16 protein-coding genes and 3 tRNA genes are annotated in these 18,450 nt (G+C 72.8%); 14 read left to right on the top strand and 5 right to left on the bottom strand.

Annotation, left to right across the window (positions count from 1 at the left end):
- The first annotated feature begins 98 nt into the window (after positions 1–98).
- The 7 genes from OHQ87_RS17835 to OHQ87_RS17805 all read left to right on the top strand — a co-directional run bounded on the left by OHQ87_RS17835 (position 99) and on the right by OHQ87_RS17805 (position 6,681).
- Positions 99–620 (top strand): hypothetical protein, encoded by a 522-nt coding sequence (locus OHQ87_RS17835; protein ID WP_328339257.1) that lies wholly within the window; start codon positions 99–101, stop codon positions 618–620.
- Between the two features lie 211 nt (positions 621–831).
- A complete protein-coding gene (locus OHQ87_RS17830) occupies positions 832–1,881 on the top strand; it encodes an AAA family ATPase (protein WP_328339255.1) in 1,050 nt (349 codons plus the stop codon).
- A complete protein-coding gene (locus OHQ87_RS17825; RefSeq protein WP_328339253.1) occupies positions 1,878–2,879 on the top strand; it encodes a DUF58 domain-containing protein in 1,002 nt (333 codons plus the stop codon). The genes OHQ87_RS17830 and OHQ87_RS17825 overlap by 4 nt, the downstream gene beginning before the upstream one ends.
- A complete protein-coding gene (locus OHQ87_RS17820; RefSeq protein ID WP_328339251.1) occupies positions 2,876–3,835 on the top strand; it encodes a VWA domain-containing protein in 960 nt (319 codons plus the stop codon). The genes OHQ87_RS17825 and OHQ87_RS17820 overlap by 4 nt, the downstream gene beginning before the upstream one ends.
- A 61-nt stretch (positions 3,836–3,896) precedes the next feature.
- Positions 3,897–4,760, top strand: a complete 864-nt coding sequence (locus OHQ87_RS17815) for a S1C family serine protease (RefSeq protein WP_328339249.1) — start codon at positions 3,897–3,899, stop codon at positions 4,758–4,760.
- 32 nt (positions 4,761–4,792) lie between these two features.
- Positions 4,793–5,218: an alternative ribosome rescue aminoacyl-tRNA hydrolase ArfB gene (gene arfB / locus OHQ87_RS17810; protein ID WP_328339247.1), complete on the top strand. Its 426-nt coding sequence runs from the start codon at positions 4,793–4,795 to the stop codon at positions 5,216–5,218.
- Positions 5,219–5,502: 284 nt separating this feature from the next.
- Complete coding sequence (locus OHQ87_RS17805; RefSeq protein ID WP_328339245.1) at positions 5,503–6,681, top strand: cellulose binding domain-containing protein; 1,179 nt, start codon at positions 5,503–5,505, stop codon at positions 6,679–6,681.
- 156 nt (positions 6,682–6,837) lie between these two features.
- On the opposite strand, the gene OHQ87_RS17800 is transcribed toward OHQ87_RS17805, so the two are convergent.
- Positions 6,838–7,722 carry a 3-methyladenine DNA glycosylase gene (locus tag OHQ87_RS17800; protein WP_328339243.1) on the bottom strand — a complete coding sequence of 295 codons (885 nt, stop codon included), beginning with the start codon at positions 7,720–7,722 and terminating at the stop codon, positions 6,838–6,840.
- A gap of 81 nt (positions 7,723–7,803) precedes the next feature.
- Positions 7,804–9,330 (bottom strand): hypothetical protein, encoded by a 1,527-nt coding sequence (locus tag OHQ87_RS17795; protein WP_328339241.1) that lies wholly within the window; start codon positions 9,328–9,330, stop codon positions 7,804–7,806.
- A gap of 155 nt (positions 9,331–9,485) precedes the next feature.
- On the opposite strand from OHQ87_RS17795, the gene OHQ87_RS17790 reads away from it, so the two are divergent.
- The 4 genes from OHQ87_RS17790 (at position 9,486) to OHQ87_RS17775 (ending at position 11,137) form a co-directional block, all read left to right on the top strand.
- On the top strand, positions 9,486–10,289 hold the full coding sequence (locus OHQ87_RS17790) for a fumarylacetoacetate hydrolase family protein (protein ID WP_328339240.1): 804 nt from the start codon (positions 9,486–9,488) through the stop codon (positions 10,287–10,289).
- 104 nt (positions 10,290–10,393) lie between these two features.
- Positions 10,394–10,465, top strand: a tRNA-Gln gene (locus OHQ87_RS17785).
- Positions 10,466–10,606: 141 nt separating this feature from the next.
- A tRNA-Glu gene (locus tag OHQ87_RS17780) sits at positions 10,607–10,679 on the top strand.
- A 382-nt stretch (positions 10,680–11,061) separates the two neighbouring features.
- A tRNA-Glu gene (locus tag OHQ87_RS17775) sits at positions 11,062–11,137 on the top strand.
- A gap of 238 nt (positions 11,138–11,375) precedes the next feature.
- Here OHQ87_RS17775 and OHQ87_RS17770 read toward each other — a convergent pair.
- Positions 11,376–12,062, bottom strand: a complete 687-nt coding sequence (locus OHQ87_RS17770) for an IclR family transcriptional regulator (protein ID WP_328339239.1) — start codon at positions 12,060–12,062, stop codon at positions 11,376–11,378.
- Positions 12,063–12,111: 49 nt separating this feature from the next.
- On the opposite strand from OHQ87_RS17770, the gene leuC reads away from it, so the two are divergent.
- The 3 genes from leuC to OHQ87_RS17755 all read left to right on the top strand — a co-directional run bounded on the left by leuC (position 12,112) and on the right by OHQ87_RS17755 (position 15,061).
- On the top strand, positions 12,112–13,554 hold the full coding sequence (leuC, locus tag OHQ87_RS17765) for a 3-isopropylmalate dehydratase large subunit (RefSeq protein ID WP_328339237.1): 1,443 nt from the start codon (positions 12,112–12,114) through the stop codon (positions 13,552–13,554).
- Positions 13,555–13,569: 15 nt separating this feature from the next.
- On the top strand, positions 13,570–14,157 hold the full coding sequence (leuD, locus tag OHQ87_RS17760; protein ID WP_328339235.1) for a 3-isopropylmalate dehydratase small subunit: 588 nt from the start codon (positions 13,570–13,572) through the stop codon (positions 14,155–14,157).
- A gap of 172 nt (positions 14,158–14,329) precedes the next feature.
- Positions 14,330–15,061 carry an HU family DNA-binding protein gene (locus tag OHQ87_RS17755; RefSeq protein ID WP_328339233.1) on the top strand — a complete coding sequence of 244 codons (732 nt, stop codon included), beginning with the start codon at positions 14,330–14,332 and terminating at the stop codon, positions 15,059–15,061.
- Positions 15,062–15,161: 100 nt separating this feature from the next.
- Here the strand turns inward: OHQ87_RS17755 and OHQ87_RS17750 are convergent, their stop codons facing one another.
- Entirely contained in the window at positions 15,162–16,046 is an 885-nt protein-coding gene (locus OHQ87_RS17750; protein ID WP_328339231.1) for an NUDIX hydrolase, read from the bottom strand.
- Positions 16,047–16,116: 70 nt separating this feature from the next.
- Positions 16,117–18,447 carry an RNA degradosome polyphosphate kinase gene (locus OHQ87_RS17745; protein WP_442930496.1) on the bottom strand — a complete coding sequence of 777 codons (2,331 nt, stop codon included), beginning with the start codon at positions 18,445–18,447 and terminating at the stop codon, positions 16,117–16,119.
- Positions 18,448–18,450 lie beyond the last annotated feature (3 nt).

Below are 18,450 nucleotides of genomic sequence, written 5' to 3'. Positions count from 1 at the left end.
TCTGCCCGTGTCAATTCCGGCCCGTCCGCACCAGACCCATCCGGCTCTCCGAACGGTGGGCCGGCCGTATTGCCACGGTCACAAAAGGGAGACCTGTCATGGCCACATTCTTCAGGCGTAAGGCGGCGGCGGTGACGCTCGGCGTCCTGGCGCTCACCCTGGCCGGCGGCGGGATCGCCGCCGCCCAGCCGACGACCAGCACCCGGGCCGAGGTGGCTCAGCCGGGGGCACAGCAGGCCGGCGCCACCGGCCAGCCGCTCGTGTCGGCGGCCGAAGCCCAGCAGGCCCGCGCGGCGCTGAAGGCCTCGCTCGCCCCGCCGGCCGCCGGTTCGGTCGCCTGGGCGGTCGTCACCAGCGGCGGCACCCTGCTCCAGCACTCGGCGAACGTCGTCTCGGCGACCAAGTACGGCACCGGCCAGTATCAGGTGCTGCTCGACTACAGCGTGGTCGGGAAGGCGTTCCAGGCCACTATCGGCACCAACGACCAGTTCAACGTGCCGCCGGCCGGTGAGATCTCGGTCGCGCCACGCAACCAGACCGCGAACGGTGTCTTCATCCAGACGTACAGCTCCGGCGGATCGGTCTCGAACAAGCCGTTCCACCTGTTCGTCGCCAACTGAGGCGCGGTCCCGTCGGCGGTGCCGACCCCCGGGAGGGGGTCGGCACCGTCCGCTGTGGAGGGATGGCTCCGACACCCGCTGCGGTGCGGCTACTGCCGTCCCGGGTGATTGCCACCCTGCCGGGCAGGTCGTCCCGATCCGGGTGGGTAAGGGCCTTCCCGGGGCGGAAATTCCGACGTTTGCCGGCCCGTCGCCACGGGAAGCAAGCACCGTGACGGACATCTCGGACACCCTGGCCAGCCTGCCCAGCCCGGTCGAAGCCGACGCGGCAGGCGCCGAGTTGGAACAGACCTTCTTCGAGGTCAGACGCGTGATCGTCGGGCAGGACCGGCTCGTCGAACGGCTGCTCATCGCGCTGATCGCCGACGGTCACTGCCTCCTGGAGGGAGTGCCCGGCGTAGCCAAGACGCTTGCCGCACAGACCCTCGCCACCGTCGTCGGCGGCAGCTTCACCCGCATCCAGTTCACCCCCGACCTGGTCCCCTCCGACATCGTCGGCACCCGGATCTACCGCGCCTCCACCGAGAACTTCGACGTCGAGCTCGGCCCGATCATGGCCAACCTGGTGCTCGCCGACGAGATCAACCGGGCCCCGGCCAAGGTGCAGTCCGCGCTGCTGGAGGCGATGGCCGAGCGGCAGGTCACCATCGGTGGCCGGAGCTGGCCGGTGCCCGAGCCGTTCCTGGTGCTGGCCACCCAGAACCCGATCGAGTCCGAGGGGGTGTACCAGCTCCCCGAGGCGCAACGGGACCGCTTCCTCATGAAGATCGTCGTCGACTACCCGAGCGACGCCGACGAGTTGGCCATCCTCTACCGGATGAGCAGCGACCGGCCCCGCCCCCGTCGGGTGCTCGACGCGGTCCGGCTGCGCGACTACCAGCGCCGGGCCGCCCACGTCTTCGTGCACCACGCGCTCGCCGAGTACGTGGTCCGGCTGATCCTGGCCACCCGTGACCCGGGCCGCTTCGGGCTGCCGGAGATCGCCCCGCTGCTGGCGTACGGGGCGAGCCCCCGGGCCACCCTCGGCCTGGTCGCCGCCGCCCGCGCCCAGGCGCTGCTGCGGGGCCGCGAGTACGTGCTCCCCGAGGACGTCCGCGAACTCGCGGTCGACGTGCTCGCCCACCGGCTGGTGCTCTCCTTCGACGCGGTCGCCGACGGGGTCTCCGCCGAGGCGGTGGTGCACCGGCTGGTCCAAGCGGTGCCCCCGCCGGTGCTCGCCACCGGCCACCCCGAGTACACGCCCGACCTGGCGGCGGCGTGAGCGCCCCGACCACCCCGGCACCCGCCGGTCCGGCGCTTGCCGACCTCGCCCCCGAACAGCGGCTGCGCCGCCTCGAACTCACCGTCACCCGCCGACTCGACGGGCTGCTCCAGGGCCAGCTGCGCGGCCTGCTGCCCGGCCCCGGCAGCGAACTCGCCGGCAGCCGCGAGTACCGCCCCGGCGAGGACGAGGTACGCCGGATGGACTGGGCGGTCACCGCCCGCACCACAGTGCCGCACGTCCGGGAGGTCGACGCCGACCGGGAACTGACCACCTGGCTGCTGGTCGACGCCAGCCCCAGCATGGAGTACGGCACCGCCGAGCTGGACAAACGGGAACTCTCGGTGGCGGCCGTCGCCGCGGTCGGCTTCCTCACCGCCGGCACCGGCAACCGGCTCGGCGCACAGGTGCTCAGCGCCGACGGGCTGCGCCGGTTTCCCGCCCGCAGCGGGCGTACCCACCTGTTGAGCCTGCTCCGCGCGCTGCTGCACGCCCCCCGGGCGGACGCCGAACCCCCGACCGGCCCGCCGGTCGGCCCCGACCTGGTCGCAGCCCTCGCGGCGGTGCAACGGACCGCCGTCCGGCGGGGGCTGGTGGTGGTGGTCTCCGACTTCCTCGACGGGCTTCCCGACGACCATGACGCCCCGGCCCCCTGGGAACCGGCGCTGCGCCGGCTCGCCGCCCGGCACCAGGTGCTGGCGGTCGAGGTGACCGACCCACGCGAACTGGAGCTGCCCGACGTCGGCCTGATCACCCTGGTCGACCCGGAGACCGGCCGACGGCGCGAGGTGTGGACCGGTGACTCGGGACTGCGCCGCCGGTACGCCAGCGCCGCCGCCGCGCAACGCGACCAGGTGGCCCGGTCGCTGCGCCGCAGCGGGGCCGGTCACCTGGCGTTGCGTACCGACCGGGACTGGACCGCCGACATCGTGCGACACGTGCACACCCAGCGTCGGCTGGCGACCGCGCCCGCCGCCTCCCGGGGAGGTGTCGCGTGAACTGGCAGTCACCCACCCGGCTCCTGCTGCTGCTGGGGGTGGTCGCGCTGGCCGCCGGCTACCTGCTGATGCAACGCCGACGCAGCCGGTACGCGGTCCGCTTCACCAACCTGCGGCTGCTCGACCGGGTCGCCCCGCAGCGACCCGCCTGGCGGCGGCACGTGCCCGCCGGGCTCTTCCTGGCCATGCTGGCGCTGCTGGTGGTCGGCTTCGCCCGGCCCACCGCCGAGGTACGGGTGCCCCGCGAGCGGGCCACCGTGATGGTCGCCGTGGACGTCTCCACGTCGATGCTCGCCACCGACGTCGAACCGGACCGGTTGACCGCCGCCAAGGAGGCCGCCCGGACCTTCGTCGACGGGCTGCCCGACGAGTTCAACGTGGGCCTGGTCGCCTTCGCCGGCAGCGCGGCGGTGCTGGTGCCGCCGAGCACCGACCGGGGTGCCCTGCACGACGGCATCGACCGGCTCGCCGAGGGGATCACCGGGGTGCAGGGCACCGCCATCGGCGAGGCGATCAGCGCCTCCCTCGGCGCGGTGAAGAGCCTCGACGAGAAGGCGGCCAAGCAACCGCCGCCGGCCCGGGTCATCCTGCTCTCCGACGGGGCGAACACCTCCGGCGCGGACCCGATGGAGGCTGCCTCGGCGGCCGTCGCGGCGAAGGTGCCGGTGCACACCATCTCGTTCGGCACCCCGGGTGGCTTCGTCGACCGGGGGGGCCGGCCGATCCAGGTGCCTGTCGACGGGCAGACCCTCCGGGCGGTCGCCGACGAGACCGGGGGCGGGTTCCACGAGGCGGGCAGCAGCGCCGAACTGCGCAACGTGTACGAGGACATCGGCTCCTCGGTCGGCTACCGCAAGGAACGTCAGGACATCTCCGCCCGGTTCATCGGGTTCGGGCTGGTCTTCGCCATGGGTGCCGCAGTCGGGTCGATGCGCTGGTTCTCCCGTCTTCCCTGAGCCGGGCCGACCTCGGCCGACCTGCCCTGATCCGTCGGAGCACACAGTGAGGAGCGGACGTATGGCAGTACAGACCGGTCTGGGGGAGCCCCGGGGCCCCTGGTTCCTCTCACCCGAGCTCGGTCCGGACGGCCGGCACCGGTGGGACGTGCCGGGGCCGGGGGAGGACCCGTCCCGGCGGCGCTGGCGTGGCCGGTTGTGGACCGCGGCGGCGGTGGTCGCCCTCTCCACCGTCTCCGGTGCGGCGGCCGGCGGCTGGGTGGCCGGCCAGGGCGGGGCGGGGCCGACGGCGGCCTCCGCCGCCCCGGTGCCGGCGGAGCTGGTCACCGCCGCCCAGAAGACCGTGCCCGGGGTGGTGTCCGTGCTGGTCGGCGGCGGTGCCACCGGGCAGTCGGCGACCGGCTCCGGCTTCGCCATCGACAACGAGCAGCACATCGTCACCAACGACCACATCCTGGCCAAGGGGGGCGGTGGCGCGGTGACGGTGGAGATGCCGGACGGCCGCCGGTACGCCGCCGAGGTGGTGGGCCGGGAACCCGGCAGCGACCTGGCCGTGCTGAAGGTGCCGTCGGCCGCCGGGTTGGCCCCGTTGCCCCTGGCCAAGCCCCGGTCCACCCGGGTCGGCGAGCCGGTGCTCGCGGTCGGTTCGCCGCTCGGCCTGGCCGGCACGGTGACCGCCGGGATCGTCAGCGCCCTCAACCGGCAGGTACGGCTGGGCACCAACCGGCGCAGCGCGGTGCAGACCGACGCGTCGATCAACCCGGGCAACTCCGGTGGCCCGCTGGTCAACGCCCGGGGCGAGGTGGTCGGGGTGAACACGGCGATCGCCACCATCGACGGCAGCGGCTCGATCGGCATCGGCTTCGCCATCCCCATCGACCAGGTGCAGCAGACCGCCGACACCATCATCGGCAAGGGCGGCTGAGACCTGTCGGCCGAGGGCGATAGCCTCGCCGGGTGGACGACGGACTGCGGGTGACCGACAGGTGGACCGTGCCCGCCGCCGAGCTGCGGGAACGGTTCTCCCGCTCGTCCGGGCCGGGCGGGCAGGGCGTCAACACCACCGACTCCCGGGTCGAGTTGAGCTTCGACGTCGCCGGCACCACCAGCCTGCCGCCGGTGCTGCGGGAGCGGGTGCTGGAGCGGCTCGCCGGGCGGCTGGTCGACGGGGTGCTCACCATCGCCGCCAGCGAGCACCGGGCGCAGCTGGCCAACCGGGAGGCGGCCCGGGAGCGACTGGCCGCGCTGCTGCGCGCCGCCGTCGCCCCACCCCCGCCGGCCCGTCGGCCCACCCGCCCCTCCCGGGGCGCCAAGGAACGCCGCCTCGCCGACAAGAAGCGCCAGTCCCAGCGCAAACGGGACCGCCGCGCCGACGGGGACTGAGCCCCACCGCCCGACCGCGCGCACCGGAAGACGGCGTCGGGGTCGGGCCCGGTCTGCCCAGGCTGGCGGGCATGTCCACCGACACCCTGTGCACCCTCGCCGAGCGGTGAGGAGCGGCTGCGCGTCGGAGCGCTCGCCGGTGTCCTCGGTCGCGGCGACCGTCGAAGCGCTTCGCCACGATGCGGGAGGGCGTTGAGCGGGTACGTGCGGTCTGCTGGGATGTAGGTGGGAGCAACCGGGCCGTCACCGACCGCACGTCGTCACGTGACAGGAGTCCCCTCACCATGCTCCGAAGGCCGTTCCTCTCCATGCTCGCCGCGTTTGCGGCCATCCCCCTGCTCGTCGGGCTGGCCGTCACTCCGCCGGCCCATCCCGCTACCGCCGCCCCACCGGCCCGGTCCGTCGCCGCCACCCCGGTACGGGTCATGCCGCTCGGCGACTCGATCACCGGCTCACCCGGCTGCTGGCGGTCCATCCTCTGGAACCGCCTCCAGTCCACCGGCCACACCGACGTCGACTTCGTCGGCACCCTCGGCCCGCAGGGCTGCGGTCAGCCGTACGACGGGGACAACGAGGGCCACGGTGGTTACCTGGTGACGAACGTCGCCAACCAGAACCTGCTCCCCGGCTGGCTCGCCGCGACCCGCCCGGACGTGGTGCTCATGCACTTCGGCACCAACGACGTGTGGAGCAACATCGCACCGGCGACCATCCTCGCTGCGTACTCGAAGCTGGTGGACCAGATGCGGGCCAGCAACCCGGCGATGCGGATCATCGTCGCGAAGATCATCCCGATGGCGCCGTCGAGTTGTGCCGAGTGCGGGCAGCGGGCGGTGGCCCTGAACGCCGTGATCGACGGCTGGGCGGCGGGGAAGGCCACCACCGCGTCGCCGATCGTGGTGGTCGACCAGTGGACCGGGTTCAGCACCACCACCGATACCTACGACGGGGTGCACCCCAACGCGGCAGGCGACCAGAAGATGTCCGACAGGTGGTACCCGGCGCTGGTGGCTGCCCTCGGCGGAACCACCCCGACCCCCACTCCCACCACCTCACCCACTCCCACCACCTCACCCAGCCCGACCACCTCACCCAGCCCGACGGCGAGCCCCACCGGGTCGCCCACGGTGGACCCGCCGACCACCTCGCCGCCGGCCGGGGTCGCCTGCACTGCGAGTTACCGGGTCACCAACCAGTGGCAGGGTGGCTACCAGGGTGAGGTGACCGTGCGCAGCACCGGCGCCGCGCGGACCACCGGCTGGCGGGTCACCTTCACCCTGCCCGCCGGGCAGCAGATCACCCAGGTGTGGAACGCCGAACTGGCCCAGACCGGCAGCGCGGTCACCGCCCGGAACGTGAACTGGAACGGCGCGCTCGCCCCGGTCGCCGAGGCCACCTTCGGGTTCCTCGGCACCAGCACCGGCACCGCCACGGCACCGGCGGTGACCTGCACCGCCAGTTGACCGGTCCACCCGTTCGCCGAAGGGCGCCCCCAAGATCGTGCTGAAACCCCGAAGTAGTGGCCTCCCGAACGACGGAGGCCACTACTTCGGGGTTCGAGCGTGAACATGCAGGAGACTGGTCGCGCGTGCGGGCGGTCGAGGGGTGCGCCGGGGTGGTTAGCTGTGGACAGCCTCGGCGAGGTCCAGGGCGGTCAGCAGGCGGGCGCGGAGCACGGCGGCCCGCTCGGCGAAGCCGCGTTGTGCCGCCGCGTACTCGGCCCGGCCCTCGGGGGTCTCCACCCGCACCGGGGGACAGCCGAGGGCGGCCAGGTCGTACGGGCTGGCCCGCATGTCAAGCGTCCGGATCTGCCGGGCCAGCCCGAAACAGTCCGCGACCAGCTCCGAGCAGACCAGGGGTGAGAGCTTGTACGCCCACTTGTAGAGGTCCATGTTGGCGTGTAGACAACCCGGCTGCTCCAGCGCGTGCTGGGTCTCCCTGCTGGGCTGGAGCACGTTCAGCGGCCGGGCCGGCGCGGTGAAGAACCGGAACGCGTCGAAGTGGCTGCACCGCACGCCGCGTTCCCGCACCACCTCGGCGGTCCGTTCCGGGCTGAGCCGCAGCGGCCAGGCGTTGTGCCGAACCTCCTCCTGGGTCTGCCGGTAGACCATCGCCCACTCGTGCATCCCGAAGCAGCCCAGGTGTGCCGGTCGGCTCGCGGTGGCCGCCAGCAGCTCCCGGATCCAGGCGACCGACTCGGCGCGTCGTGCGCGTACCCGATCGGTGTCGAGGGTGACCCCGGCGGGGTCGGCGCGGTAGTCCGGGCCGAACTCGGCCGGGTCCGCGTCGCGCAGCAGCACCCCGGCACCGGGGTGCCAGCGACGCAGCTGCGCCGGGCGGTACGAGTAGTAGGTGAAGAGGAAGTCCTCCACCGGGTGCCGACCGCCGGTGCGCCGACGGGCCAGGTGCGGGTCCAGCCAGCTGGCCACCCGCGTCTGGTGGGCCGCCCGCCGGGCCCGCCAGTCGGCCGCGTCGAGGGCGGCGGGAGCGAGGGCGGCGGTCACACCTTCAGGGTACGACCGCCGCCCGCTCCCGCTCAGCGCACGTCCCCCGGCACGTCTCCTCTGTTCGGCGTGTCCCGCCGGTCACGGCACGTCCACCCGGACCCCGGCGGAGAACACCCCGCTGCGCAGCTCCAACTGTTTCGGCTTCTGCATCCCGTGCACGGTGAAGACCAGCGGCAGCACCACCCGGCTGCCCGCCGAGACCGGCTGGGCGAAGACGTCACGCCCCAGGTTCGCCAGCCGGGTGGCGTCCTCGTCGGTGCTCACCCAGGTCCCGCCCGGCAGGTAGGCCCGCTGGAGCTGACCGTGCCAGCTCTGCTGCTCCGGGGTGACGTTGCGCACCCCGACCGTGGCCTGGCACTGCTGGCTCGCCGCCCTCGCGGTGGCGCAGTCCACCCGGTAGACGGTGAACTCGAACGCCTTCTCCCGGAGCGGGGTGCCGACGGTGCCGGTCATGCTGGTGCCCGTCCACGCCCCGGCGGTCGGCTGCTTGCTGGTGTCGATCGCGGCGACCTGCCGGGTGGCCGTCCAGGCGGCGGCGAAGACCACCCCGGCCAGCACCGTCGCGGCCACCCCCACCACCAGCCACACCGACGGGCTACGTCGCCGTCCGAGCTGTCCCGGAACGGCGGGTCGGGGATACACCGTCCCGCCGCCCGGTGCTGCCGGACCGCCGGCGTAGGGCGGGCTGCCGGCCGCCGTCGGGGCGGTGCCGGTCGGCGCGATGCCGCTCGCCCGCCGCCGGGCCCGCTGCCACCACCAGAGCCCGCCGGCCAGCAGCGCCAGCACCACCAGGGCCGCGCCGAGCAGGATCGGGGGCTGCCGCCAGGTCGGTGTCGCGGGCACTGCCGCCTCCGGGGTCACCGCGCTGCGCCAGGTGGCGGTCGCGCAGTCGTACGGCTGGTCGCCGTCGCCGGTGTAGGCGCAGGCCGGCGCGGTCAGCGCCTGGCCCGGCGCGGTGGCGGCCAGGGCGGTGTCCAGGGTCCGGGTCGCCCCGGCCGGTACGACGAGCCGCCAGGTGACCTCCCCACCGCCGGTCGACCCGCCCGGCCGGGTGACCAGCCCGCCCGCGCTGACCGCGGTGGTCGACGTGCCGGCCGGCAACTCCTGCCGGACCATGGTCTGCACCGGCGAGACGCCGTTGTTGCGGACCAGGATCCGGTAGCCCGGCACCGAGGTCGCGGCTGGTGCCACGGCGACGGTGAGCTGCGGTGCCGGTCGGGGCACACCCGGATTGCCGGCGGTGGTCATCCCCGGGGCGGGCGCCGACGGGGTGACCGGGACGACCGCCCCGCTGGCCGCCACCCCGGGCACGGCCGGTGCGGCCTGAGCCCCCCGGTGCGCCGCCGCAGCCGGTGTCCCCGCCGCCGTCGCTGCCACCGGTGCCGGTGCCGGGGCTTCCGCTGCCGCTGCTGCCGTCGCTGCGATGGCCGCCGGTGCGATGACCGCCTGTGCGGTGGCCGCCCCTGCCGTCGCTGCTGCCGGTGCGGTGGCCGCCGGTGTCGCCGGGCCCGTTCCTGGGCTGGGCAGCGCCGGTACGGCGGCGAGGATGCCCAGGCAGTTCACGAAAACCGCGAGGGTCCTGTGGTGTCGTTTCGATGCAGGCATACCAACGAACCTCCGAGGCCGACGGTATGAGCGCGCCGCCTCCGGGCGGGTACGAAGCGCCGAACCCCGCCCGGAGCACCGACCGATGGCCTAAGCTGCGCCGACGCTCGGCCGGTGGCCGACGGCCGACGCCGCCGTGGGGATAGATTGGCCCGGTGCGTATCGCTCGTTTCGCTCATGCCAAGGGAATGTCGTTCGGAGTCGTCGAGGGCGAGTCGGAGGCCGGGCCGCAGGGTCTGACCATCGCCGAGATCGAGGGTCATCCGTTCGGGCAGATCCAGCTCACCGGTGCCCGCTGGGCACTTCCCGACGTCCGGCTGCTCTCGCCGATCCTGCCCAGCAAGGTGGTCTGTGTCGGGCGCAACTACGCCGAGCACGCCGCCGAGCACGGCAGTGAGGTGCCGAAGGAGCCGTTGCTCTTCCTCAAGCCGTCCACCTCGGTGATCGGCCCCCGGGACGCGATCCGGCTGCCCGTCTTCACCAGGCAGGTGGAGCACGAGGCCGAGTTGGCCGTGGTGATCGGCGCGCCCGGTGCCCGCCGGGTCGACCGGGCCACCGCCGCGCGGGCCATCTTCGGCTACACCTGCGCCAACGACGTCACCGCGCGGGATCTCCAGCGTTCCGACGGGCAGTGGACCCGGGCCAAGGGCTTCGACTCGTTCTGCCCCATCGGCCCCTGGATCACCACCGACCTCGACGTCACCGACCTGGAGGTCCGCTGCGAGGTCGGGCGCAACCCGGACGAGATGGAGGTACGCCAGCTCGGCCGGACCAAGGACATGGTCTTCGACGTGCCGGCGCTGGTGTCGTACATCTCGCACGTGATGACGCTGCTCCCCGGGGACGTGGTGCTGACCGGCACCCCGGCCGGGGTTAGCCCGCTCACCGACGGGGATACCGTCACCGTACGGATCGAGGGGATCGGCGAGCTCACCAACTCGGTGGTGCCGGTCGGCTGACCGTACGCCCCCTGTTTCCGCAGCTCAAAGGCGGTTTGGGGGATCGGATTTGGCCTGTTGGCGCGGGGAGGGTAAAGTTCCTTCCCGGCGCCACAAGGGGCCAATGGGGTATGGGGTAATTGGCAGCCCAACTGATTCTGGTTCAGTTAGTCTAGGTTCGAGTCCTGGTACCCCAGCGCAACCGAGGGTTCATCCGAATCCTCGGACGCTGGATTCTTGCGGAGATCGACCACGTTCCCTGCTCTGGGGGCAAAGTTGATCTCTGGAAGAGTGCAGCTTCCCCGCCCGATAGGGCAGGGAAGCACAAGCTATGTTCTGGCCCCGTCGTCTAGTGGCCCAGGACGCCGCCCTCTCAAGGCGGTAGCGCCGGTTCGAATCCGGTCGGGGCTACAACGCTGAAAGCCCGTCCCATTTCGTTGGGGCGGGCTTCGTCGTGTGCAGCCCTGCCCCCGTGCGCTACCGGGCAGTCCCGCCCGTGGGGCCTGCGCCCGTGGAGCCTGAGTCCCGTGGGCTGGCGCAGCCCTCGTCCGTGGGGCCTGAGTCCCGTGGGCTGGCCGGTCCCGGTGACGGTGAAGTCCGCAACGCCGACGGCTCAACCCTGTGGGGCGATGTTGCGTTGTCCCACCCGCCCTGATGCCGCTACTTCGCAGTACCGGTGCTGTCCCACCCGGGCCGACCCGCACGGGCCGACCCCCGTCTCGGAGGCCGGATGCCGGTGCCGTTAGACTACTGCCGCACCGCCCTGCGGGGTGGTGAAGCAGGAAAAGTGCCTGGCCCCGTCGTCTAGTGGCCCAGGACGCCGCCCTCTCAAGGCGGTAGCGCCGGTTCGAATCCGGTCGGGGCTACCAAAAACGATCGGCCCGTCTCGCATCGCCGAGACGGGCCGATCGCATTCCCCCACCGCCCCCTGCCCCCACCGCCCCATCCACACACCCCGCTGCCCACCCTGACCCCACCGCCCCGGTGATCAAGAGGTTTGCGTCAGGTCTGAAGATCGAAATGACGTAAACCTCTTGATCACCGGGGCGGGTGGGGGCGGGGCGGGTGGGGGCGGGGCGGTGGGGGTGGGGCGGTGGGGAGGGCTGGTCAGAGGCCGGAGAGGCGTTGGCCGGCGCGGACGACGGCCATGGCGTGGCGTTCGCCGGGGCGGCGGCCGAGGCGCTCGATCGGGCCGGAGATGCTGATCGAGGCGATCACCCGGCCGGTGCGGTCCCGGATCGGGGCGGAGACGCTCGCCACACCAGCTTCCCGTTCGGCGATGCTCTGCGCCCAGCCCCGGCGGCGTACCTCGGCGAGGGTGCGGCCGGTGAACTTGGACCGGGGCAGCAGCGGCATGACGGCCTCGGGTGGTTCCCAGGCGAGCAGGATCTGCGCCGCGGAGCCGGCCGTCATGGGCAGCACCGAGCCGACCGGCACGGTGTCCCGCAGGCCGCTGGCCCGTTCGGCGGCGGCCACGCAGACCCGTTCGTCGGCCCGGCGCAGGTAGAGCTGGGCGCTCTCCCCGGTGGCGTCGCGCAGTGCGGCCAGCAACGGCTCGGCGGCGGTCAGCAGGACGTCCGGGGCGGCGTTGGCCAGCTCTCCGAGCCGGGGCCCGGGCCGCCACCGCCCCTGGGTGTCCCGGACCAGCATCCGGTGGATCTCCAGTGCCTGGGCGAGCCGGTGCGCGGTGGCTCGGGGCAGCTTGGTGCGTTCAACGAGTTCGGCCAGGCTGGCACCGTCGACACAGGCGGCCAGGATGACCACCGCCTTGTCGAGGACGCCGACACCGCTCATACTGTGTCCCACAAGCCGAAACATACCTCCCAGAATTTAGGATGTCCAGATGGTGGGAGTCACTCAACCGAGGACCCTGGCCGAGAAGGTCTGGGACGCACACGTCGTACGGACCGCCCAGGGCGAGCCGGACCTGCTCTACATCGACCTGCACCTGCTGCACGAGGTGACCAGCCCGCAGGCGTTCGACGGGCTGCGACTGGCCGGCCGAGGGGTCCGTCGTCCCGACCTCACGCTCGCGACCGAGGATCACAACACCCCGACCGGGTACGACGATCCCTCGTTCCGGCTGCGCCGTGGCGACCTGCTGACGATCGCCGACCCGACGTCGCGTACCCAGATCGAGACGTTGCGCCGCAACTGCGCCGAGTTCGGCGTGCGCCTGCACCCCCTGGGCGACGAGAACCAGGGGATCGTGCACGTGATCGGTCCCCAGTTGGGCGTCACCCAGCCCGGCATGACGATCGTCTGCGGCGACTCGCACACCGCCACCCACGGCGCGTTCGGTGCGTTGGCCTTCGGCATCGGGACCAGTGAGGTCGAACACGTCCTGGCCACGCAGACCCTGCCGCAGGCCCGGCCGAAGACCATGGCGGTCAACGTCACCGGTCAGCTCGGCCCCGGCGTCACCGCCAAGGACCTGGTCCTCGCGCTGATCGCGCAGGTGGGCACGGGCGGCGGGCGTGGCCACATCGTGGAGTACCGGGGCGAGGCGATCCGGGCGCTGTCCATGGAGGGCCGGATGACGGTGGCGAACATGTCCATCGAGTGGGGCGCCAAGGCCGGCCTGATCGCGCCGGACGAGACGACCTTCGCGTACCTCAAGGGTCGGCCGCACGCGCCGGCCGGGGCCGACTGGGACGCGGCGCTCGCCTACTGGCGGACGCTGCCCACCGACGACGACGCGACCTTCGACGCCGAGGTGACCCTGGAGGCGGACCGGATCACCCCGTTCGTCACCTGGGGCACCAACCCCGGTCAGGGTGCGCCGCTCGGCGCGGCCGTGCCGGACCCGGAGGACTTCGCCACCGACGCCGAGCGGACCGCCGCGCGGCGGGCCCTGGAGTACATGGACCTCACCCCCGGCACCCCGCTGCGTGACCTCGCCGTCGACGTGGTCTTCGTCGGCTCCTGCACCAACGGCCGGCTGGAGGACCTGCGGGCCGCCGCCGACGTGCTGCGCGGCCAGCGGGTCGCCGACGGGGTACGGATGCTGGTGGTGCCCGGCTCCGCCGCCGTACGGGAGGCCGCCGAGGCCGAGGGGCTGGACAAGGTCTTCGCCGACGCCGGTGCGGAGTGGCGGTTCGCCGGCTGCTCGATGTGCCTCGGCATGAACCCGGACACGCTCAAGCCGGGCGAGCGTTCCGCCTCGACCTCCAACCGCAACTTCGAGGGCCGGCAGGGCCGGGGTGGGCGTACCCACCTGGTGTCGCCGCCGGTCGCCGCCGCCACCGCCGTGGCCGGCCGGCTCGCCGCCCCCGCCGACCTGTAGAAGGGCTGCCGAGAGATGGACAAGTTCACCACCCACACCGGCACCGCCGTGCCGCTGCGCAGATCCAATGTGGACACCGATCAGATCATCCCGGCCGTGTACCTCAAGCGGGTGACCCGGACGGGGTTCGCCGACGGCCTGTTCAGCGCGTGGCGGGAGGACCCGGCATTCGTGTTCAACGATCCCGCGTACTCCGGGGCCTCGATCCTCGTGGCCGGGCCGGAGTTCGGCACCGGGTCGTCCCGGGAGCATGCCGTCTGGGCGCTGCGCGACTGGGGTTTCCAGGCGGTGATCTCCCCCCGGTTCGGTGACATCTTCCGGGGCAACGCGCTCAAGGAAGGGCTCCTTCCGGTCGAGCTGGACCTGACCGCGGTCGAGCAGATCTGGGACCTGGTGGAGGCCGAGCCGACCACGCCGGTGACCGTCGACCTGGCCGCCCGCGAGGTCCGGGTCGGGGCGTCCACCTGGTCGTTCCCGCTCGACGACCACAGCCGTTGGCGGCTGATGGAGGGACTGGACGACATTGGACTAACCCTCCGGCACCTCGCCGACATCGAGGCGTACGAGGCGGGTCGGCCGTCGTTCACCCCCGCCGTGGCCTAGCCGTACGCCCGACCAGCGCACGGTTTTCGCCCCCACCGGTTCATCCGGTGGGGGCGAATCCGTTACGACACAAGGGCTTTTTTCCACCGAATGTTTGTGTCCAGGCAGCACAGGGCATACGGTGCGCGCAGAATGGCTCGCGTCGAGTCAGTTGCACAATCGGGAGGAATTCGTGAACAAGGCCGAGCTCATCGAGGCGCTCGCTGCTCGCCTGGGGGACCGGAAGTCGGCGACGGCGGCGCTCGACGCGGTCCTCGCCGAGGTCCAGGCGGCGGTCACCAAGGGCGACAAAGTGGCGATCACCGGATTCGGATCGTTCGAGAAGCGTGTCCGGGCGGCGCGAACAGCGCGCAACCCGCGTACCGGTGAGGCGGTGAAGGTCAAGAAGACATCTGTCCCGGCCTTCAAGCCGGGCGCCGGTTTCAAGGAGATGGTGGCCACCGGCAAGGTGCCGAAGACCGCCGCTCCGGCGAAGAAGACCACCACGGCGGCTGCCAAGGCCACCGGCACGAAGGCCACCGCAGCCAAGGCGACCGGCACCAAGGCGACCGGCACCAAGGCGACCGGGGCGAAGGCCACCGCAGCCAAGGCGACCGGCACCAAGGCCACCGCCGCCAAGGCGACCGGGGCGAAGGCCACCGGCACCAAGGCCACCGCCGCCAAGAAGACGACGGCGGCCGCGGCCAGGAAGACCACCGCGGCGAAGGCCACCAAGGCAGCCACCGCGACCAAGAAGACGGCTCCGGCGAAGAAGAGCGCCACGGCGACCAAGTCGACCACCGCCCGGAGCGCGGCGGCCAAGAAGACCACCGCTGCCAAGAGCACGGCGGCCAAGAAGACCACCGCTGCCAAGACCACCACGGCGAAGAAGGCACCGGCCAAGAAGGCCACCGCCAAGCGCTGATCTCCGGTACGACGGAAACGGGCGTCCACCCGACGGTGGACGTCCGTTTCCGTGTCATGCCACCCGTGCGCCCGATGCCGCAGCGCCTGCACCCGAAGTTTCAGAGGCGGTCGGCGGCGAGCAGCCGGTCGGCGGCGAAGGCGAGCAGCCAACCCCCACCCTTGGCGGTGGTGAAGTCGTCCCCCCGCCCGGTGAGCCGGGTCAACGCGCCCGGGATCACCTTGCCCTGGCTGCACACCCCGACCGTTGCCCCGGCGGCGGCCAGCTCGGCCAGCCGGCCGGCGGCGGCCAGCGCGCACTCGTCGACCTGCTGACCGGGCTGCGGCTCGTCGAAATCCCCGCACACCTCGATCGGCAGGTCGAGCAGGGCGGCCGTCGGGTCCAGGGTCTGCACGCAGCGGCGGGGCGAGGCCGACAGCAGCCGGACCGGCCGGACGAGGGCGACCAGCGGAGCCAGCGCCCGGGCCTGGGCGACCCCCTCGGCGTCCAATGGCCGGCCGGTGTCCGGCCCGGACCAGGTGGCCCGCCTGCCGGCGTGCGCGTGCCGCACCAGTGCCACGGTGCCGGTCACCTGTGGCAGCGCGGCGAACGCGGCAAGCACCTGCGCGTCGTGCGGGTAGCTGACCCGCCCGACCGCCGCGTCGACGTCGAGCCAGCACACGTCGTCGACCTCGGTGTCCGGCTGGAAACCGCCGGTGTCCACGGCCCGCATCGACCAGTAGTCGACCACCTTCGGCCGCCCCTCGCTGCGGTACCGCACGGTGGGCAGCCGGACCTGCGGCACCGCCCGTACGTCGGACTCCTCGGCCACCTCGCGGACGGCGGCCAGCAACGGATGCTCGCCGGGTTCCAGCTTGCCCTTGGGTAGCGACCAGTCGCCGTAGCGGGGCCGGTGCACCAGGCACACCTCTACCCCGCCGGGCCCGGACGGCCGCCAGGCCACCCCACCGGCCGCCCGGATGCCGTTCGGTTCCTCCTGCACCATCTGGTCACCCTACGTCCGAGGAATCCGCCGTGCCGGTCGCTCGTCCGCCTCGTCGGACCGCGCCCGCGGATCAGCCGGCGGAGCTGCCCACCCGGCGCAACAGCAGCTCCTGGAGGTCGTGCAGGGGCTCCTCGGCGGTGCCGGTACGCCGGGTCCAGCTGCCGTCCCCGGCCAGCTCGAACGCGTCCACCTCCGGGCTCATCGCGTACCCCATCACCTGGTCGAGTTCGGCGCGCGCCACCGGATCGCTCACCTGCACCAGCGCCTCCACCCGACGGTCGAGGTTGCGGTGCATCAGGTCGGCCGAACCCATCCAGAACTCGGCGTCGCCGTTGTTGCCGAACCGGAAGATCCGGGAGTGTTCCAGGAACCGGCCGAGGATCGAGCGGACCCGGATGTTCTCCGACAGCCCCGGCACCCCCGGCCGCAGCGTGCACATGCCCCGGATCAGCAGGTCCACGTGCACGCCGGCCCGCGACGCCCGGTAGAGCGCGTCGGTGATCTCCTCGTCGACGAGTGAGTTCACCTTGAACTGCACGAGCCCCGGCATGCCCAGCCGGACGTGTGCGATCTCCCGCTCGATCCGCTCGATCAGCCCGCTGCGGATGCCCTGCGGCGCGACCAGCAACCGTCGGTACGCGGTCTGCCGGCTGTAGCCGGTGAGCACGTTGAACAGGTCGGTGAGGTCGGCGCCGATCTCCGGGTCGGCGGTGAGCACACCGAAGTCCTCGTACAGCCGGGCGGTCTTGGGGTGGTAGTTGCCGGTGCCGATGTGGCAGTACCGGCGGATCTGGTTGCCCTCCTGGCGCACGACCAGCGCGGTCTTGCAGTGCGTCTTGAGCCCGACCAGGCCGTACACCACGTGGCAGCCGGCCCGTTCCAGGGTGCGCGCCCAGCCGATGTTGGCCACCTCGTCGAAGCGGGCCTTCAGCTCGACCAGCACCACCACCTGCTTGCCGGCGGCGGCGGCGTCGACGAGCGCGTCGACGATCGGGGAGTCCCCGCTGGTGCGGTAGAGGGTCTGCTTGATGGCCAGCACGTTCGGGTCGGCGGCGGCCTGCTCGACGAAGCGTTGCACGCTGGTGGCGAACGAGTGGTACGGGTGGTGCACCAGCACGTCGCCGTCGCGCAGGGTGGCGAAGACGCTGCGCGGCACCTCGCCCTCGGCCAGCCGGGGATGGGTGGCCGGCACGAACGGCTTGTCCTTCAGGTCGGGGCGGTCCGCCTCGCCGTAGAGCTGCCAGAGCGCCGACAGGTCTAGCAGACCGGGCACCCGCAGCACGTCGTGGCCGTCCATGTCCAGCTCGCGGACGAGCAGCTCCAGCATGTGGTCGGAGATGGAGGCGGCCACCTCCAGCCGGACCGGAGGGCCGAAGCGGCGTCGGGCCAGCTCCCGTTCCAGCGCCTGGAGCAGGTCCTCGTCGCGGTCCTCGTCGACCTCCACCTCGGCGTTGCGGGTGACCCGGAACAGGTGGCACTCGACCACCTGCATGCCGGAGAAGAGCTGCCCGAGGTGCACCGAGATGAGCTCCTCGACCGGCAGCATCCGCAGCCCCGGCTGGTCCCGGGCCACCCGGACGAAGCGGGGCACGTTGTTGGGCACCTTGACCCGGGCGAACAGCTCCGAGCCGCCGTCCGGGTCGCGCACCGCCACGGCCAGGTTCAGCGACCGCCCGGAGATGTACGGGAACGGGTGCGCCGGGTCCACCGCGAGGGGGGTGAGCACCGGGAAGATGTGCTCCCGGAAGTAGGTGCGCAGCCGTTCCCGCTCCGGGTCGTCCAGCTCCGCCCAGCGCAGGATCCGGATGTCCTCCCGGGCCAGCTTCGGCAGCAGGTCGTCGACGAAGCAGGCGGCCTGCCGGGCGACCAGACCGGCGGCGCACTCGGTGATCCGCTCCAACTGGGTACGCAGCGGCAGCCGGTCGCCACCGCGTACCGGCAGGCCGGCGGAGAGCCGGCGCTTGAGCCCGGCCACCCGCACCATGTAGAACTCGTCGAGGTTGCTGGCGAAGATGGCCAGGAACTTGGCCCGTTCCAGCAGCGGGGTGTGGGTGTCCTCGGCCAGCGCCAGCACCCGGCCGTTGAAGTCGAGCCAGGACAGCTCCCGGTTGAGGAACCGGTCGGCCGGCAGCGGCTCGACGGCGGACGGGCCGTCGGCGACAGCCGCCCCTTCGGCGGCGGACGCTTCGGCGGCGGTGGGCCGGTCGCCGGTGTCGAGCACCTCGTCGAGGCCGGCGGAGGCCCCGGCGGCGCTGGCGCCGGGGGAGTCGGGCGCGGTGGCGACGACGTCCTCGGGTGCGCGGCGGGTGCGGGTACCGCTGCGGCGGCGGGTGCCGTTGCGGGAGCCGGTCGGGTCGGTGGCGGCGGACGGGCTGGTGGGGTGCTCGCGAGGGGTGCTCACCCG

Source organism: Micromonospora sp. NBC_00421, from assembly GCF_036017915.1.
GTDB lineage: Bacteria > Actinomycetota > Actinomycetes > Mycobacteriales > Micromonosporaceae > Micromonospora.
The sequence above is the reverse complement of the archived record's forward strand: the minus strand, read 5'-3'. Positions and strand labels throughout refer to the sequence as shown.

Coding starts and splice junctions, on each gene's coding strand:
- leuC (WP_328339237.1), top strand. CDS start 12,112: ATGGTGGGAGTCACTCAACCGAGGACCCTGGCCGAGAAGGTCTGGGAC.
- OHQ87_RS17805 (WP_328339245.1), top strand. CDS start 5,503: ATGCTCCGAAGGCCGTTCCTCTCCATGCTCGCCGCGTTTGCGGCCATC.
- leuD (WP_328339235.1), top strand. CDS start 13,570: ATGGACAAGTTCACCACCCACACCGGCACCGCCGTGCCGCTGCGCAGA.
- OHQ87_RS17770 (WP_328339239.1), bottom strand. CDS start 12,062: ATGAGCGGTGTCGGCGTCCTCGACAAGGCGGTGGTCATCCTGGCCGCC.
- OHQ87_RS17815 (WP_328339249.1), top strand. CDS start 3,897: ATGGCAGTACAGACCGGTCTGGGGGAGCCCCGGGGCCCCTGGTTCCTC.
- OHQ87_RS17795 (WP_328339241.1), bottom strand. CDS start 9,330: ATGCCTGCATCGAAACGACACCACAGGACCCTCGCGGTTTTCGTGAAC.
- OHQ87_RS17750 (WP_328339231.1), bottom strand. CDS start 16,046: ATGGTGCAGGAGGAACCGAACGGCATCCGGGCGGCCGGTGGGGTGGCC.
- OHQ87_RS17835 (WP_328339257.1), top strand. CDS start 99: ATGGCCACATTCTTCAGGCGTAAGGCGGCGGCGGTGACGCTCGGCGTC.